We start from the raw sequence: 15044 nt of genomic DNA, 5'->3' as shown, positions 1-15044 counted from the left end.
CGTGGCACTTCGCACTTGGCACTTGGCACTTCGGAGAGGGTATAGCGCTCTTGGCTGCTGGCTACTGGTAGAGGGGAGCGTGCTCAGTGCTCAGCGCTCAGTGCTCAGTAGAGCGATGTTACAGTGGAAAGGAGAGTGTCCATGAAGAACGAGCGCGTATACAAGATGACGTTTGCCAGCGTGTATCTGCTTTATGTGCAGAAAGCGCAGAAGAAGGGTCGCACTAAAGAAGAAGTGGACCAGGTTCTCTGTTGGTTAACGGGCTATGACGAACGGAGCCTACAGGAGCAAATCGACAAGGCGGTGACTCTCGAAACGTTTTTTGCTGCAGCCCCGCAGATTCACCCCAATGCACAGAAGATTACAGGAGTAATCTGCGGTTGTCGCGTAGAGGCAATAGAGGACCCGCTTATGCAAAAGGTTCGCTGGTTAGATAAACTCGTCGACGAACTGGCCAAAGGCAAAGCGATGGAGAAGGTGTTGCGGAGTTAAAGCCTTCGCAGGCAAGGCCTGGCGCAGCTGAGAGCTGAGAGCCGAGAGCCGATTGCCCCCTTTGTTACCCCGCTGTTCACGATTCACGATTCCCGATTCAAGATTCCTCTCCCCTCCCCACACAAAGTGGGGAAATTTTTTTTGCGGACAAGCAGGAACGCCGCATGTAGTGGCGAAAAATACCCACAATGAGGTGAATAGTGGGATGAAGTGGGGCGAAAGGAGGTCAAGCTAGATGTTCGTGGGGCATTATGTGCACTCTATTGATGAAAAGGGCAGGTTGTCACTGCCGGCGAAGTTTCGCGAACGGCTTGGCTCGTCCTTTGTTACCACGCAAGGGCTAGACGGCTGTCTCTTCGTTTACCCTATGGCCGAGTGGGAGACGATTGCAGAGCGGCTCAGGAACTTGGCCACGACGCAGAGCAACGCACGCGCTTTTTCCCGTCTCTTCTTTGCTAACGCCCAAGAGTGCGAGTGTGACAAGCAAGGGCGCGTTAACATTCCACTGCACCAACGTGAATATGCGTCGCTCGCGGGAGAGACCGTAATCATTGGTGCCAACAGCCGAGTCGAAATCTGGAGCGCTGAGAACTGGGCGCGGTACAAGCACACCATGCAGAGCGAATACGAGGCTCTAGCAGAGGAGCTGCAAACCCCAATCTGAGAAGAGGTGGCCGAGTGGAGCATGTGCCGGTCTTGCTGCAGGAGAGTCTAGTCGCACTTAATCTAAAGCCAGGCGATAAGGTGTTGGACTGCACTTTTGGGCGTGGCGGGCACACGCGGGAGTTCCTCAAGGCAGTGGGCCCAAACGGCTTGGTAATCGGGCTCGATGTCGACCGCGAGGCAGAGGTAGCGGCGGAAGCGTTTAAGGGCGAGCCTGCCTTCAGATTCGTCCGGCGTGACTTTAGACAACTGGACTCGGCGTTGGCGCTAACAGATGTCAGGTATGTCGACGCAGTGTTTTTTGACCTCGGCGTGTCTAGCCCACAGCTAGACGAGCGTGGCAGGGGATTCTCGTATCAACACGACGCAAGATTAGATATGCGCATGGATGAGCGGCAGAAACTGAGCGCTATAGACATTGTCAACACCTATGCGGAGACTAAACTAGCGGAGATACTCCATGAATACGGGGAAGAACGCTGGTCCAAGCGCATTGCCGCCTTCATAGTCGAAGCGCGCGCGCGCCAACCCATCGAGACGACACAGCAGCTAGTCAGCGTCATTAAAGCGGCCATCCCTAAGGGCGTGCGGGATAAAGAAGAGCAACACCCAGCACGCAGGACGTTTCAAGCGCTGCGCATCGCCGTTAACGACGAGCTTGGCGCACTAGAGGAGGCCTTAACGAAGGCGGTGAAGGCGCTGGTCGCGGGAGGGCGCCTAGGCTGTATCTCATTTCACTCCCTTGAAGACAGGGTAGTCAAGCAGTTTATGGTGTCTGCGGCTAAGGATTGTGTATGTCCCAGCGGAGTTCCCCAATGCGTCTGCCAAGTGAAACCAGTGCTTCGTTTGCTGACGCGTAAGGCTATTGCTCCGTCGGCGGAAGAAATTCGAGTCAACCCGCGTAGTCGCAGTGCTCGGCTGCGTGCAGCAGAACGTCTTTAGTTCTATCACAAACAGGGAGTGAATAGCTGTGATACTAGCCACAAAGCCGTTACCGCGGATGCCTCTTCCTGCGGCGCCACTATCGCGCCCAGTAGAGAAACCTCGCAAGCGAAGCCAGCTTCGGAATGTCTATCGCTTAGTGTTTGTACTCGCCGTTTTTGGCGTTCTCGCCTTTGGCGCGGTAGCGCGAGAGGCCAACATCGTTGCCCACAATCGCACTTTGCGCGCTCTCTCGGCTGAGGTCGCCGACTTGGAAGCGAGGAATGCTGCGTTGCGGGTAGAGGTCGCAAGGCTCGGCTCGACTGCACACATCGAACAAGTAGCCAGAGAGCGGCTTGGCATGCGTGCGCCGACAACACTGCAAGTACTGACACTGGGGGCAAGCGGCGGCAACTAGACCTAGGAGGAGAAAAGCGTGTCAACTCCCAAAAGCTTCAGGACTCGTGCCGGCCTGCTGTTAGCTGTTTTCGTGGTGGCGCTGTTTGGACTGGTTCTGCGTTTAGGTTTCCTGCAATTTGTCCGGGGGCCCATGTTGACGCGCTTGGCCATCGCGCAATGGATGCGGGATGCGCCTGTAGACCCCAGGCGCGGTGTCATCTATGACCGTCAAGGACGCGAGCTGGCCATCAGCGCCGACGTCGATAGCATCGTCGCGAGCCCGGCTAGGATAACCGAACCAAGGGAGACAGCTAAGAAGCTGGCAGCGGTGCTAGGGCTCGCCGAAGATACTATATACGAGTTGCTGACCCGCCGGCAGTCGCGGGTATATGTGGCGAGAAGGGTGACGGAGGCTCAGGCAGCCGCAGTTAGGGCGCTGGCACTTCCGGGCATCCATTTTGACATTGAAACAGCTCGATTTTACCCTTTCGGGACGCTAGCTAGCCACGTGCTTGGTTTTGCGGGGAGAGACGGACAGGGGCTAGACGGCGTAGAGCTCACTTACGACAGCATTCTCCGCGGAACGGCAGGCAAAGTGCGCACTCCTACTGACAACAAAGGTAACCCGTTGCCTAACGCTTACCCGGAGTATGTTCCGCCCGTAGACGGCAGGAGCATAGTCTTGACAATCGATGAAGTCATACAGCATATAGTGGAGCGAGAGCTCGACATAGCCATGGCAAAGCATCAGGCACAGGCAGCCCTTGCCGTCGCGATGAACCCTAGGACCGGCGAGATTCTCGCTATGGCCAATCGTCCGACTTATGACCCCAACCGGTTCAATCTCTATCCGGTAGAGTTGCGTCGCAATGCCGCGGTGTCCGACAGCTTTGAACCGGGCTCAACTTTTAAGCTGGTGACGGCTGCGGCCGCATTAAATGAGGACCTCGTGAGAGAAACAGACCGCTTCTACTGCCCGGGTTATGTCGTCGTCGCAGGCGTACGTCTCTCCTGTTGGAGGACGCGAGGGCACGGAAGCCTCAACTTCAGCCAGGTGATGGACCTCTCCTGCAACCCCGGCTTTGTCAATGTAGGACAAAAACTCGGCCAAGAGGCGCTCTTTCGATACATCGCCGAGTTTGGCTTTGGCAGGAGAACAGGTGTCGACCTGCCCGGCGAGGCCACTGGCATTATGTTTAGACAGGTAGGGCCTGTCGAGTTGGCGACTACCAGTTTTGGCCAAGGTCCGGCAGTGACTCCCCTGCAGCAGGTGGTCGCCATTTCCGCCATTGCCAACGACGGAAGGCGGATGCGGCCTCGCTTGGTTAACCAGATAAAGGATAACCATGGCAATGGCGTAGAGACTTTTGCCCCGGAAGAGGTTGCCCGCCCGGTCACAGCTGAGACAGCTAGGCGGCTACAGGCGCTACTCGAGAGTGCGGTGGTGCACGGTTCGGGACGCAATGCCTTTATCGAAGGCTATCGTGTGGCAGGGAAGACAGGTACAGCGCAGGTTCCGCGTCCGGGAGGCGGGTATTTCCCCGATAGGTACATAGCTTCGTTTATTGGCTTTGCGCCGGCGGATGACCCACAGGTTGCCCTTCTGGTAATGGTGCGCGACCCTCGCGGCCCTTACGGTTATTACGGCAGCCAGGTTGCCGCCCCTGCTTTTCGGGCCATGATGGTTGATATTTTGCGTTACCTTAGAGTCCAACCTGCGCCGACTGCCGCCTCGGAACTACAGCCAAACCCAATTGTCGTGCCTGAGCTCCGTGGGCTCACCACCACAGCGGCTGTTGCGCACCTGCGCGACTTAGGACTAAACTTAAGGATAGAGCAGGCAGGGGTTCAGATTGTCGACCAGACGCCGAAACCGGGGGCACAAGTGGCTGCCGGCACTACGGTCATCGTAAGTTTGGGCGAACCGCCGGTACTCGGCACCACCGCTGTCGTGCCGGATGTTCGCGGTATGACCATGCGCGACGCAAGTCTGCGCATCGAGAGTTTGGGGCTACGCATTATCATCGAGGGAACAGGGACAGCTAACGCACAAGACCCGCTTCCGGGGACGCAAGTTGCCTTAGGTACGGGTGTGCGTGTAAGATTTAGTCCGTAAGGCGAGGGGTGAGCGAAAGGTGCAATTCTCATATCTCTTATCGGGTGTAGCTGTGCAGGCGTGCGGCGGCGATGCGCAGGTGACGGGGATCACGCATTTCGCGGGCGACGTTAAGCCTGGCTCTGTTTACGTGGCACTCGTGGGACAGCGCGCCGACGGGCACGACTATATACCTGAGGCCATTAATCGAGGAGCCTCAGGCATCGTCGCTACGCGGCAAGTGACACTTCCTCCCCACATCGCCTGGGCGGTGGTCGAAGATGGGCGATTAGCGTTAGCAGAGCTGGCGGCGAAGTTCTTTGGCTACCCATCGCGCAGACTCCGGGTTATCGGCGTCACCGGCACGAACGGCAAGACGACCACGACTTACCTTATCAAGAGTATACTCCGCCAAGCGGGACGCACTGTCGGCCTCATCGGCACCGTACAAGTCGAAGTGGGAGAGCGAGTGCTGCCAGTGAAGTTCACTACGCCTGAAGCCCCGGAGCTGCAGGCATTGCTTAAGCACATGGCGGATATGGGCGCGAGCCACGCTGTCATGGAAGTATCATCGCATGCTTTAGCTATGCGGCGTGTGGCCAGCCTAGATTACACCACGGCAGTCTTCACTAACCTCACGCAGGACCACCTCGATTTTCACGGTACCATGGAAAACTATTACCAGGCTAAGGCTAAGCTGTTCACTGAGGCACAAGATTTTGCAGGGAGAACGGCTGTGGTAAATGTTGACGACGCCTATGGGGAGCGCCTAGCCAAAGTAAGTCGCGGACAAGTTCTGAGCTTCGGGCTTGCGCAGATAGCCGACATACACGCCACCGCGATTCAGTCTAATGCACGTGGTTCGTCATTTGTCCTGCACACGCCTTGGGGTGAGCGGGAAGTAGCCATTGTCACGCCCGGTGCGCACAGCATCTATAATGCATTGGCGGCAGCCGGTGCGTCGCTCGTAGAGGGGGCTAGCTTGGAAGATGTGGAGCGCGGGCTCCGTTTGTCCGGTGTCCCCGGTCGCATGGAGCCAATCGACGAGGGACAGCAATTTGCCGTACTCGTAGACTACGCCCATTCTCCCGACGGACTGGAGAACGTGCTGCGGGCGGTGAAAGATTTTGTGCACGGGAAGATTATCCTTGTCTTTGGCTGCGGCGGTGACCGCGACCGAGGGAAGCGTCCTCTCATGGGCGAGATTGCTTGCCGCTACGCCGATGTAGTCGTGATCACTTCCGACAACCCCCGTTCGGAAGACCCCCTGGAAATCATTGGCGATATATTGGCGGGGATTTCGCGCAGTGAGGGTAGTGACGGTCTTAAGGTCGAGCCTGACCGCCGCAAAGCAATAAGACTCGCCATCGCGCTCGCGGATAAAGGCGACGTTGTCTTAATCGCCGGCAAAGGTCACGAAACTACGCAAACGACCCGTGCAGGCGTATCGCATTTTGACGACAGGGAAGAGGCTAGGTCTGCTCTTAGGGCGTGCTGCCGTGACTAGCCTCAGACTCGACTGGGTAGCCGAAGTGACGGGTGGGCAGTTATTAGGTGAGGCCGTGACTGCCGAAGGGGTGGCCACGGACAGCCGTAAAGTTTCTGCGGGACAGCTCTTCTTCGCCTTGCCGGGGGCTAGGGAGGATGGGCATGCGCACATTGCGGCCGCACTTAGGGCGGGGGCTGTGGCAGTTGTTGCGTCGCGTACAGGCGAGTATGGATGTCCTCTAGTGATGGTAGAGGATACGCGCCAGGCGCTAGCAAGACTCGCTCGTGCCTACATGGCTCGCGTGAACCCGCGCGTCGTGGCGATTACCGGCAGCGTCGGCAAAACCAGCTGCAAAGAGCTGACGGCAGCCGCTATTGCCTCTCAGTTCAGCGTACTAAAGAGCGGCGGCAACCAAAACACGGAAGTTGGCCTGCCGCTGAGCGTCCTCAGCCATCAACAGGAGGAAGTCATGGTGCTGGAGATGGCTATGCGTGGCTTTGGACAGATAGCTTTTCTCACGGAAATTGCTCCGCCGGACGTGGCGGTGGTGACAAACATCGGTGAAGCCCACATTGAGCTTCTGGGTTCGCGGGATAACATAGCCCGCGCCAAGGCAGAAATCCTGCAGGGGAGTAAGGCTAAGTCCATAGCCGTACTTAACCGTGACGACGAGTACTATGAGTACCTGGCGCGGTGGGCCAAAGGGCCGGTCATATCCTTTGGTGTGCATAGTCAGGCAGATTGGGTAATAGGCGAGGGAGAGGCTGACGCGCTGCTGCGCTACTCCTTTGCTCTGCGCCGCGAGAGAGAGCAATACTTTGTACGCTGTCCCTGGCCAGGACGTCACCACATCTACAATGCGGCCGCGGCAGTCGCGACGGCGGCGGCTGTGGGCGTAGATCCAAACAGGGCAATAGAAGCGATTGCCGTCTGTGCACCTAGTGAACACCGCCTGAATGTCTTGCGGTCTGCGGACGGCGTAGTAGTGATTGATGACACCTATAATGCAAGTCCCATCTCCATGCTCGCAGCATTAGCGACACTAAGTGAAACCAAAACGGCCGGACGGCGAATAGCCGTGCTCGGGAGTATGTACGAGCTCGGCCACCGCAGTAAGGCTGCGCATCAGGAAGTAGGGAGTGCCGCGGCCGCAGTCTGTGATATAGTGATCACCGTCGGCGCCGAAGCGCTAGACATTGCGGCAGAAGTCTCTTCGCGCGGCACTAAGCCGGTGTACTCCTGCCAAACGCCGACTGAGGCCTTGTCGTTGCTTAGGCGCGAGCAGAGGCCCGGAGACGTCGTGCTGATTAAAGGCTCGCGCGGGCTCCGCCTGGAGCAGATAGTGGCAGCCGTACTCAAAGGGGTCGAGTCTAATGCAGATTGAGTTTTGGTACATTGGCATTGCCGCTCTCGTCGCCAGTTTGGCGCTAGGCGCGCTGACCTTGCCGCTCTTAACGCGCCTGCGGTTAGGGCAGGTCATTAGGTCTGACGGTCCGCAGTCGCACCTGGCGAAAAAAGGTACGCCGACTATGGGCGGAATTATCTTTCTTGCGCCCGCGGTAGCGCTCCTATGGCTTCTAGGGGTCAGGATGTCGCTTGATCCGGCACGAATCATGGTAATTTCGGTTCTGACGCTTGGGTTTGGCTTGGTGGGACTCACTGACGACGCCCTAAAGGTCGTCTTTCGGCGTCCCCTAGGCTTACTGGCGCGAGAGAAGCTTCTCTGGCAAGCGCTGTTGACGGTGTCTGCGGCTTTAATCTTACATTTTATCGGTCACAGCACGCGCGTCATGATTCCATTCCTGGGTCTTCCGCTTGAGCTTGGACCTCTCTATTGGGCGCTGCTTTTGGTATGGGGGATGGGCTTTAGCAATGCGGTTAATCTGACAGATGGCGTAGACGGTTTGGCGGCTGGGACGGTTGCACTCTCGAGTCTGGCCTATATCGGTATTGGGCTGGCCACAAACAGACCCGAAGTAGTGCTTTTTGCCGTAGCCTTAACCGGTTCCTTGCTAGGATTTCTTTACTTTAACGCTCATCCCGCGCGCGTGTTTATGGGTGATGTGGGCTCGCTTGCGCTCGGAGGGGGGTTGGTGGCTATGAGTGTTCTCACTAAGACCGAGCTACTCCTTCCCGTAATAGGTTTGGTCTATGTCTGGAGCACGCTCTCCGTTATCCTGCAGGTTACCTTTTTTCGCCTCTCCCACGGGCGCCGCTTGTTTCGCATGGCTCCTTTCCACCATGCGCTGGAACTTAGAGGTTGGTCGGAGAAAAGAATAGTCGGGGTTTACTACCTTGTTGGACTGCTCTGTACTGCGGTGGGCTTACTTGCACTCTAAATGGGGGGATAGTGTCGATGAAGATGAAACACCGCTCTCCCGACTACATACTGCTGGCGGCAATTATGTCGCTCATTTGTATAGGCGTGGTGATGGTGTATAGTGCTAGCACTTCACTGTCATATGCGATGGTGGGACATGAGTGGCACTTCATCATTAGGCAGATTCTCTGGACAGTCCTAGGTACTGTCGCCCTCTACGTGGCCAGCCGTATTAACTACCGCAAGTGGCAGCAGCTTGCCGGCCTAGGTCTTGTGTGCACCGTAATCCTCTTGCTTTTTGTCTGGATGCCGGGCATAGGGGTCACAATTCAGGGCTCTTCTAGGTGGATAAACCTAGGAGTAGTGCGAGTGCAGCCCTCGGAGGTGGCGAAGGTCACTTTAATGATTTGGTTAGCCGACAGGCTGGCTAGGCGACCGGGGCGGCTCACTTCGTTCATACGCGGCACTCTGCCTTTACTCGCAGTAGCGGGGCTCATCGGATCGCTTATCTTGCTACAGCCTGACCTTGGCACTGCCGTGGCCATTATCTTAGTCTTTGGGTTGGTTCTGTTTGTGGCCGGCTTGCCTATGACGCAGACGATAGCATTAGTTGGCGTCGGGGGGGTGGTGTTGGCACAGCTGATACGCATGGCACCCTACCGTTTCGAGCGCTATATGGCCTTCCTCGACCCGTGGAAGGATCCGTTAGACACGGGCTATCAGATTATCCAGTCGTTGTACGCAATCGGTACAGGAGGCCTGTTTGGGCGAGGCTTCGGCGGGGGACAACAGAAGCGCTTCTTCTTGCCCGAGCCACACAACGACTTTATTTTTTCTACCCTCGCCGAGGAGCTGGGATTCCTCGGGGGGGCACTGCTCATTTTCCTCTTTGCGGTCCTGGCGGTGCGTGGCATGCGGGTGGCTCTCAGGGCCCCGGATCGCTTCGGTAGCCTCTTAGCTACCGGAATTACGTCAATGGTCATATCGCAGGCGATGATTAATATCGCCGTCGTCACCGCTTCTGTGCCGGTTACCGGTATCACTCTGCCTTTGGTCAGCTATGGAGGCAGCTCTCTCTTGATCATTATGGGTTCACTCGGAATTTTGCTCAACGTCTCGAAGCACATCAGCGAATGAGGGATACCATGCAGAAGCTACGTGTATTACTTGCCGGAGGCGGCACAGGCGGTCATATCTACCCAGCCATTGCCTTGGCTAAAGAAGTTGAAAGGCGTCACGCTCACGCCGAGATTCTCTTTGTCGGTGCGGCGCGCGGCATGGAGCGGGAGATAGTGCCAGCTGCCGGGTATAGGCTGGCAACGCTTGAGATAATGTCCTTTCCGCGCCGACCTTCGTTTAAGCAGATGCAGAGTGCCTGGTTAGCACTGCGGGCACTCGTCGCAGCGCGCAGTTTGGTACGCGAGTTTGCGCCCCACGTCGTCGTCGGGACAGGCGGATATGCTGCGGGGCCGCTGTTACTTTCCGCGGCGCTACTAGGCTACCCGACGCTTATACATGAGCAAAACGCCTTCCCCAGTCTAACCAACAGAATCTTAGGCAGGTTCGTGCGCGCCATTGCCGTAAGCCATGCCGCAGCCCGAGCTCACTTTCCGACCGATAAAGTCCGAGTAACAGGGAATCCGCTGCGAGCGGAGCTGTTCTCGGTAGACAGACAACGCGCACGCCAAGAACTTGGCCTAAGCGACCAAGAGAAGCTCTTGGTTGTAGTAGGAGGGAGCGGAGGCGCACAGGCGGTTAACCAAGCGGTGATTGGCGCTTACTCTGCCCTTCTGCAGGCCGGGATAGTCGTATATCATGTGACGGGTAAGCGGTATTACAACTCTACTCTCGACGCGGCGCGTCACCTTCCTCCCCGACGCATTCGCGTGGTTGACTACGCTGCGAATATGCCGGAGGTTCTAGCGGCGGCAGATTTGGTTGTGTCCCGTGCGGGGGGAATAACTGCCGAACTCGCTTTGCTCGGCAAGCCGGCCATCCTTATCCCCCTGCCTAGTGCGCCTAACGACCATCAGCTCCATAATGCCCGTGTCGCGGCGCAGGCGGGCGGGGCGATACTGCTAGAGGAGCGGTTTCTTACAGGACAAGCCTTAGCGAGCACTGTATGTGAGTTGTTCCGCGACCCCGCGCTACTTGGCAAAATGAGCGCTAACAGCAAGACGTTAGCCTTCCCTGATGCCACGCGTGACCTCTGTGACTTAATGGAACAAGTCATGCGGCGAGCGCTCTAACAGCTAACCACATTCACTCTCTCGCTCCTGTACGCATACACTGGTGCAGTAGCGAGTGCTGTATGAGCGAAAGGAGCGACGAAGGTGGACCGTTTTGTAATCGCGGGGGGGCGGCCTCTTTGCGGCACTGTCAAGGTGCAGGGGGCCAAGAACTCGGCTCTACCAACCATTGCTGCCTGTCTCTTAACCGAAGAACCTGTTAGGTTGCGCAATATCCCAAAGTTGACCGACATCAATGCAATGTGCAGTATTCTACATAGTTTGGGCGCGGAGTGCGAATGGGACGGCGACGATTTGGTTGTCTCCGCCGAGCGGATTAGTAGCTGTGTTATACCCGATGATCTTATGCGTGAGATGAGGTCTTCGATCATCCTGCTCGGCCCGCTTCTAGCCCGCTCCGGGCGCGTAACGGCGTCCTATCCCGGTGGTTGCGCCATAGGTTCACGGCCGATTGATTTGCATCTGAAAGGGCTGCGAGCTCTCGGGGCGCAGATCGAAGATGAGGGGCACGGACTCCTGCAGGCGTGTGTGGAGACACTGCAGGGAGCCGATATTCACCTTACCTTGCCAAGTGTCGGGGCGACCGAAAACATTATGATGGCGGCGACGTTGGCTCTAGGGGAGACGATTATCCGCAATGCGGCGAGAGAACCGGAGATTGTAGATTTACAGAACTTCCTTAACGCCATGGGGGCCGAAATTTCGGGTGCAGGCACCGACCTAATACGCATTAGGGGGGTAAATCGCCTGCACGGGGCGGAGTACACTATTATTCCGGACCGCATTGTGGCGGGGACGTATCTGCTAGGCGCGGTTATGACAGGTGGCCAGGTAACGGTTTTCCCGGCGCCGGCTGAGCAGCTCGAATCGCTCTTGGTTGCACTGCGGGAAATGGGTGCTCTGGTATTTGTTGACGGTTGCGGCGTTACGGCGGTAGGTCGGGGGCGACCGAAAGCACTCGATTCAATAAAGACTTCCCCCTTCCCGGGTTTCCCGACTGATTTGCAGGCCCCGCTCTCGGCGGCTTTGTGCTTGGCAGAAGGCACATCTGTTTTGACCGAGACGGTGTTTGAGAGCCGTTTCAAGCACGTCGATGAGCTTAATCGCCTCGGCGCGCGCATTAATGTCGTGGGACGAAGCGCAGTTATCCGAGGAGTTGGCGGCCTGACAGGAGCAATGGTAACCGCGAGTGACCTGCGGGCCGGTGCGGCACTGACCCTAGCTGGCCTTGCCGCACGCGGCATAACGGTAGTGGACGAAGTACATCACATTGCGCGCGGCTACGCCAGCATGCTCTCTGATTTGCAGACGCTAGGCGCGGCCATTGAGAGAATTTAGTGAGAGCGAGGGAGTAGAGTGGAGAGTTATAGACATCTGCAGAAGGCGCTGTTCTTACTCTTACTCCTGCTCCTTTTTGCTTGGCAAACAGTAAACTCAGCCGTGATTTTCAGCACAGAATCGATAGAAGTGCTAGGAGCGGAAACCGTATCCGCAAGACAAATCGAGGAGTTGGCAGGCGTGTGGCAAGGCGCGCCGCTCCTTAGGCTAGACCTCGGCGAAATCGAGAGGAGACTGCTCGCCGACCCACGCATTGTGAGTGCACGGGTAACCCGCGTTCTCCCAAGTACGCTGCGCATACGTATCGAAGAAAGCCTCGGGCTCGCGGTGTTGCCATATCACGTTGGTTTTGTAGAAATTGACCGCAACGGAACCGTTGTATCCATCGTCACGAACTTCAGCCTAGTAAATCTACCCATTATTACTGGTTTGGAGCTGTCTCAAGTCGCTCTGGGGGACAAGCTGACGGGTGAGCTGTTCGAGGGCGCAAGAGCAGCGATGGCTGCCATCCCAAGCGACGTGCGTCCGCGCATCTCCGAGCTGCACGTGAACCCGGAAGGTGAGATGGTCCTCACGGTGACCGATGGGTTGAGAGTAAAAATTGGCAACCACAAAGGTGCGCCTGCAAGGCTTGCTTTGCTTTCCGCGGTGCTCTATGCTTATGAAGTGAGGGGATTGTCCACGACTACCGTCGCCTACATCGACATGACCGGAGAAATACCGGTGTATAAAGGAAGGTAACAGGTGAGAGGAAGTTCACGCTTTGTATTAACCGCAGTATGCGTCGCTATCGGGGTTCTATTGGCTGTGCAGATACGAAGCACTGGCAATCTTACCTCTGCCGTGCCGGATTTGCGCACGAGTGAAATGCGCGTCATGCTCATGGACGCAATTCGGCAAAATCAAACCATGCAGGAGGACTTAGAAGAGCTTAGACGCAAGGTGCGCGACTATGAACTAAGCGTGACAGAAGGCGAGGGTGCATTAGGCCTACTGCGCACGGAGCTTGACAGGGCGCGGCTATTAGCGGGTATTACGCCTGTGCGCGGTCCGGGACTAATCATCACGCTGAGTGACAGCAAGCGGCCACCTGTGCATGGCGATGACCCAGCTCTTTTTATTATTCACGATGAAGATATTCTTAAGCTAGTAAACGTGTTGAGGGCCGCAGGTGCGGAAGCGCTCTCTGTCAACGGGGAGCGCTTGTTGGCATCAACCGAAATTCACTGCGCAGGCCCGGCCATATCCATAAACAATACGCGTGTGGCAGCCCCGTTTGAGATAAAGGCTATCGGCAATCCTGCGGCCATGGAGAGCTCTTTGCGTATGCGGGGAGGCATAGTGGAGACGTTAGGATATTTTGGCATGGAAATTGCGATTACCCAGCACACCACGCTAGATGTGCCCGGCTTTACGCGCCCGCTGCGTTTTGAGTGGGCTAAGCCTACGGAGGGGAGGTAGCAGTATGGTACTACCGCTACTTGGCGTCTTCATAGGCCTAGCCATTGGCTTTTTCGGTCAGTTTTCGGTGCCGCCGCACTTAGCGCCGTACACAGCGGTGGCTCTGTTGGCCGCTTTTGACTCTCTGCTAGGGGGCTTGCGCGCCGCACTGGAAAAGCACTTTGAGGACAGTATCTTTGTGACTGGTCTGCTAAGCAATACACTCCTGGCTGCGCTGTTGGCCTTTGTGGGCGACCGCATAGGCATTAACCTATACTTGGCGGCCTTGGTGGCTTTTGGGGTAAGGATTTTCCAAAACCTTGCTCTCATCCGCAGGCTCATTCTGCAACGCGTGAAATAATCCGGAAGACCAAGAGGGAATTTCTCTGTTCTGTCGAAAGGGTAAGCAGCGGGAGGTATTGATATGCCGCGAGATGTAATAGCTAGCTTAGATATTGGCACTGCCACTACACGCTGTGTTCTGACTGAGGTCAGCACTCGGGGCCAGCTGCGTGTACTAGGATTGTGCCAGCGCCCCAGTCAGGGGGTGCGCAAAGGCGTTATTGTAGACGTTGACGCTTGCGCCCGCACCGTGCAAGAGACGGTATCATCCGCCGAGCGAATGGCAGGCGTAAGAGCAGGTGCACTTTATGTGGCGTTGTCACCCCTTCATGCGACTTTGCAGCCAAGTCGTGGCGTAGTTACTGTCCAGAGCGAAAAGTATGAAGTGTGTGAGGAAGATATCGCTAGGGTGGTGCAGGCGGCGCGAGTGGTTAGTCTCCCCCCTAATCGCGAAATAGTGGACATCATTCCTAGGCAGTACATAGTTGACGGTTACGGTGGACTGAAGGACCCCTTGCGCATGGTCGGAATGAGGCTAGAGCTAGACGCTTTGCTGGTGGTGGGTAACCTCACGGCGCTTTCGACTCTGCGCCGCACCGTAGAAAGAGCGGGCTATTCTACCGCCTCCTTTATTCTCAAGCCGCTGGCGTTAGGAGAGCTCATTCTCAGTGCGGATGAGCGAGAGCGAGGCGTACAGCTCGTAGATATAGGGGCAGGCGTAACAGAGATGGCGTATTTTGAGGAAGGTGCGCTCAAGTCTATCTGTGTGGTGCCAATTGGAGGCGGCAGTGTTTCAAACGACCTTGCCGTGGGGCTAAAGATTAGTATCTCTACTGCCGAGAAACTTAAGACTGAGGTAGACTGGTTTTCCATGCCCGACGACAAGGCCTTCGATTTGCAGGCGTTTGGGCATGTGGAGTCGCGTCGAGTTCAACCGCGGAGCGTTCTTGAGGTTATCGAGCCCCGTCTCGATGAACTGATGAAGTTAATCCGCCAACAAGGGGAGAGCATGAGCGGCCGGGAGGCACCACCGGCGGGGACAGTTCTTACTGGCGGCATGCTGAAGACTAAGGCTTTGGCGCGCCTGGCGGAGCGTTCGCAGAGCGGCGTCGTGCGCATGAAGTTAGAAGCCTACGATTTCGTGGATGACCCGGGGTTACATACGGCACTGGCAGTTGCGGCATATGTTTTTTCGCAGGAGAGGCCGGCACAAGCGACGCCGTCCGGGCGCATCAAGACGAGCGTATGGGCAAGAGTGAAGGGTGTCCTGCAGGATTTTTGGGAGTAGTTTGGGGG

15 protein-coding genes are annotated in these 15044 nt (G+C 56.7%); all 15 read left to right on the top strand.

The genetic code is table 11. The features are described 5' to 3' along the window. Positions 1 to 141: 141 nt before the first annotated feature. The 15 genes from KGZ66_03485 to ftsA all read left to right on the top strand — a co-directional run bounded on the left by KGZ66_03485 (position 142) and on the right by ftsA (position 15036). A complete protein-coding gene (locus KGZ66_03485; protein MBS3984654.1) occupies positions 142 to 492 on the top strand; it encodes a DUF2200 domain-containing protein in 351 nt (116 codons plus the stop codon). Between the two features lie 235 nt (positions 493 to 727). Then, positions 728 to 1156, top strand: coding sequence for a division/cell wall cluster transcriptional repressor MraZ (gene mraZ, locus KGZ66_03480; GenBank protein ID MBS3984653.1), 429 nt, complete (start codon positions 728 to 730; stop codon positions 1154 to 1156). A gap of 14 nt (positions 1157 to 1170) precedes the next feature. Then, entirely contained in the window at positions 1171 to 2097 is a 927-nt protein-coding gene (gene rsmH, locus KGZ66_03475; protein ID MBS3984652.1) for a 16S rRNA (cytosine(1402)-N(4))-methyltransferase RsmH, read from the top strand. A 28-nt stretch (positions 2098 to 2125) separates the two neighbouring features. Continuing rightward, positions 2126 to 2494, top strand: coding sequence for a septum formation initiator family protein (locus KGZ66_03470; GenBank protein ID MBS3984651.1), 369 nt, complete (start codon positions 2126 to 2128; stop codon positions 2492 to 2494). 18 nt (positions 2495 to 2512) lie between these two features. After that, on the top strand, positions 2513 to 4591 hold the full coding sequence (locus KGZ66_03465; GenBank protein ID MBS3984650.1) for a stage V sporulation protein D: 2079 nt from the start codon (positions 2513 to 2515) through the stop codon (positions 4589 to 4591). Positions 4592 to 4610: 19 nt separating this feature from the next. Then, entirely contained in the window at positions 4611 to 6077 is a 1467-nt protein-coding gene (locus tag KGZ66_03460) for a UDP-N-acetylmuramoyl-L-alanyl-D-glutamate--2,6-diaminopimelate ligase (protein MBS3984649.1), read from the top strand. Next, positions 6070 to 7443: a UDP-N-acetylmuramoyl-tripeptide--D-alanyl-D-alanine ligase gene (locus KGZ66_03455; protein MBS3984648.1), complete on the top strand. Its 1374-nt coding sequence runs from the start codon at positions 6070 to 6072 to the stop codon at positions 7441 to 7443. Before KGZ66_03460 ends, KGZ66_03455 begins: the two co-directional genes overlap by 8 nt. Next, positions 7433 to 8398, top strand: a complete 966-nt coding sequence (gene mraY, locus KGZ66_03450; GenBank protein MBS3984647.1) for a phospho-N-acetylmuramoyl-pentapeptide-transferase — start codon at positions 7433 to 7435, stop codon at positions 8396 to 8398. Before KGZ66_03455 ends, mraY begins: the two co-directional genes overlap by 11 nt. 17 nt (positions 8399 to 8415) lie before the next feature. Continuing rightward, a complete protein-coding gene (gene ftsW / locus KGZ66_03445; GenBank protein ID MBS3984646.1) occupies positions 8416 to 9516 on the top strand; it encodes a putative lipid II flippase FtsW in 1101 nt (366 codons plus the stop codon). 8 nt (positions 9517 to 9524) lie between these two features. Beyond that, the gene (gene murG, locus KGZ66_03440; protein ID MBS3984645.1) at positions 9525 to 10628 is read left to right on the top strand and encodes an undecaprenyldiphospho-muramoylpentapeptide beta-N-acetylglucosaminyltransferase; all 1104 of its coding nucleotides are present in this window, start codon (positions 9525 to 9527) and stop codon (positions 10626 to 10628) included. An 84-nt stretch (positions 10629 to 10712) separates the two neighbouring features. Then, positions 10713 to 11966 carry a UDP-N-acetylglucosamine 1-carboxyvinyltransferase gene (gene murA, locus KGZ66_03435; GenBank protein ID MBS3984644.1) on the top strand — a complete coding sequence of 418 codons (1254 nt, stop codon included), beginning with the start codon at positions 10713 to 10715 and terminating at the stop codon, positions 11964 to 11966. An 18-nt stretch (positions 11967 to 11984) separates the two neighbouring features. After that, positions 11985 to 12707, top strand: coding sequence for an FtsQ-type POTRA domain-containing protein (locus tag KGZ66_03430; GenBank protein ID MBS3984643.1), 723 nt, complete (start codon positions 11985 to 11987; stop codon positions 12705 to 12707). Positions 12708 to 12710: 3 nt separating this feature from the next. After that, positions 12711 to 13427 (top strand): DUF881 domain-containing protein, encoded by a 717-nt coding sequence (locus tag KGZ66_03425; GenBank protein ID MBS3984642.1) that lies wholly within the window; start codon positions 12711 to 12713, stop codon positions 13425 to 13427. 4 nt (positions 13428 to 13431) lie between these two features. Continuing rightward, the gene (locus KGZ66_03420; GenBank protein ID MBS3984641.1) at positions 13432 to 13767 is read left to right on the top strand and encodes a small basic family protein; all 336 of its coding nucleotides are present in this window, start codon (positions 13432 to 13434) and stop codon (positions 13765 to 13767) included. Positions 13768 to 13830: 63 nt separating this feature from the next. Further along, entirely contained in the window at positions 13831 to 15036 is a 1206-nt protein-coding gene (gene ftsA, locus KGZ66_03415) for a cell division protein FtsA (protein ID MBS3984640.1), read from the top strand. Positions 15037 to 15044: the final 8 nt, after the last annotated feature.

This window comes from Selenomonadales bacterium (genome assembly GCA_018335585.1).
Classification (GTDB): Bacteria; Bacillota; UBA994; order UBA994; family UBA994; genus UBA994.
Note: the sequence above shows the minus strand (reverse complement) of the source record. Positions and strands in the feature narration are given on the sequence as shown.

Excerpts from the sequence above, each read along its gene's own strand:
- KGZ66_03485 (MBS3984654.1), top strand. The coding sequence starts at position 142 with ATGAAGAACGAGCGCGTATACAAGATGACGTTTGCCAGCGTGTATCTG.
- KGZ66_03420 (MBS3984641.1), top strand. The coding sequence starts at position 13,432 with ATGGTACTACCGCTACTTGGCGTCTTCATAGGCCTAGCCATTGGCTTT.
- murG (MBS3984645.1), top strand. The coding sequence starts at position 9,525 with ATGCAGAAGCTACGTGTATTACTTGCCGGAGGCGGCACAGGCGGTCAT.
- mraZ (MBS3984653.1), top strand. The coding sequence starts at position 728 with ATGTTCGTGGGGCATTATGTGCACTCTATTGATGAAAAGGGCAGGTTG.
- ftsW (MBS3984646.1), top strand. The coding sequence starts at position 8,416 with ATGAAGATGAAACACCGCTCTCCCGACTACATACTGCTGGCGGCAATT.
- ftsA (MBS3984640.1), top strand. The coding sequence starts at position 13,831 with ATGCCGCGAGATGTAATAGCTAGCTTAGATATTGGCACTGCCACTACA.
- mraY (MBS3984647.1), top strand. The coding sequence starts at position 7,433 with ATGCAGATTGAGTTTTGGTACATTGGCATTGCCGCTCTCGTCGCCAGT.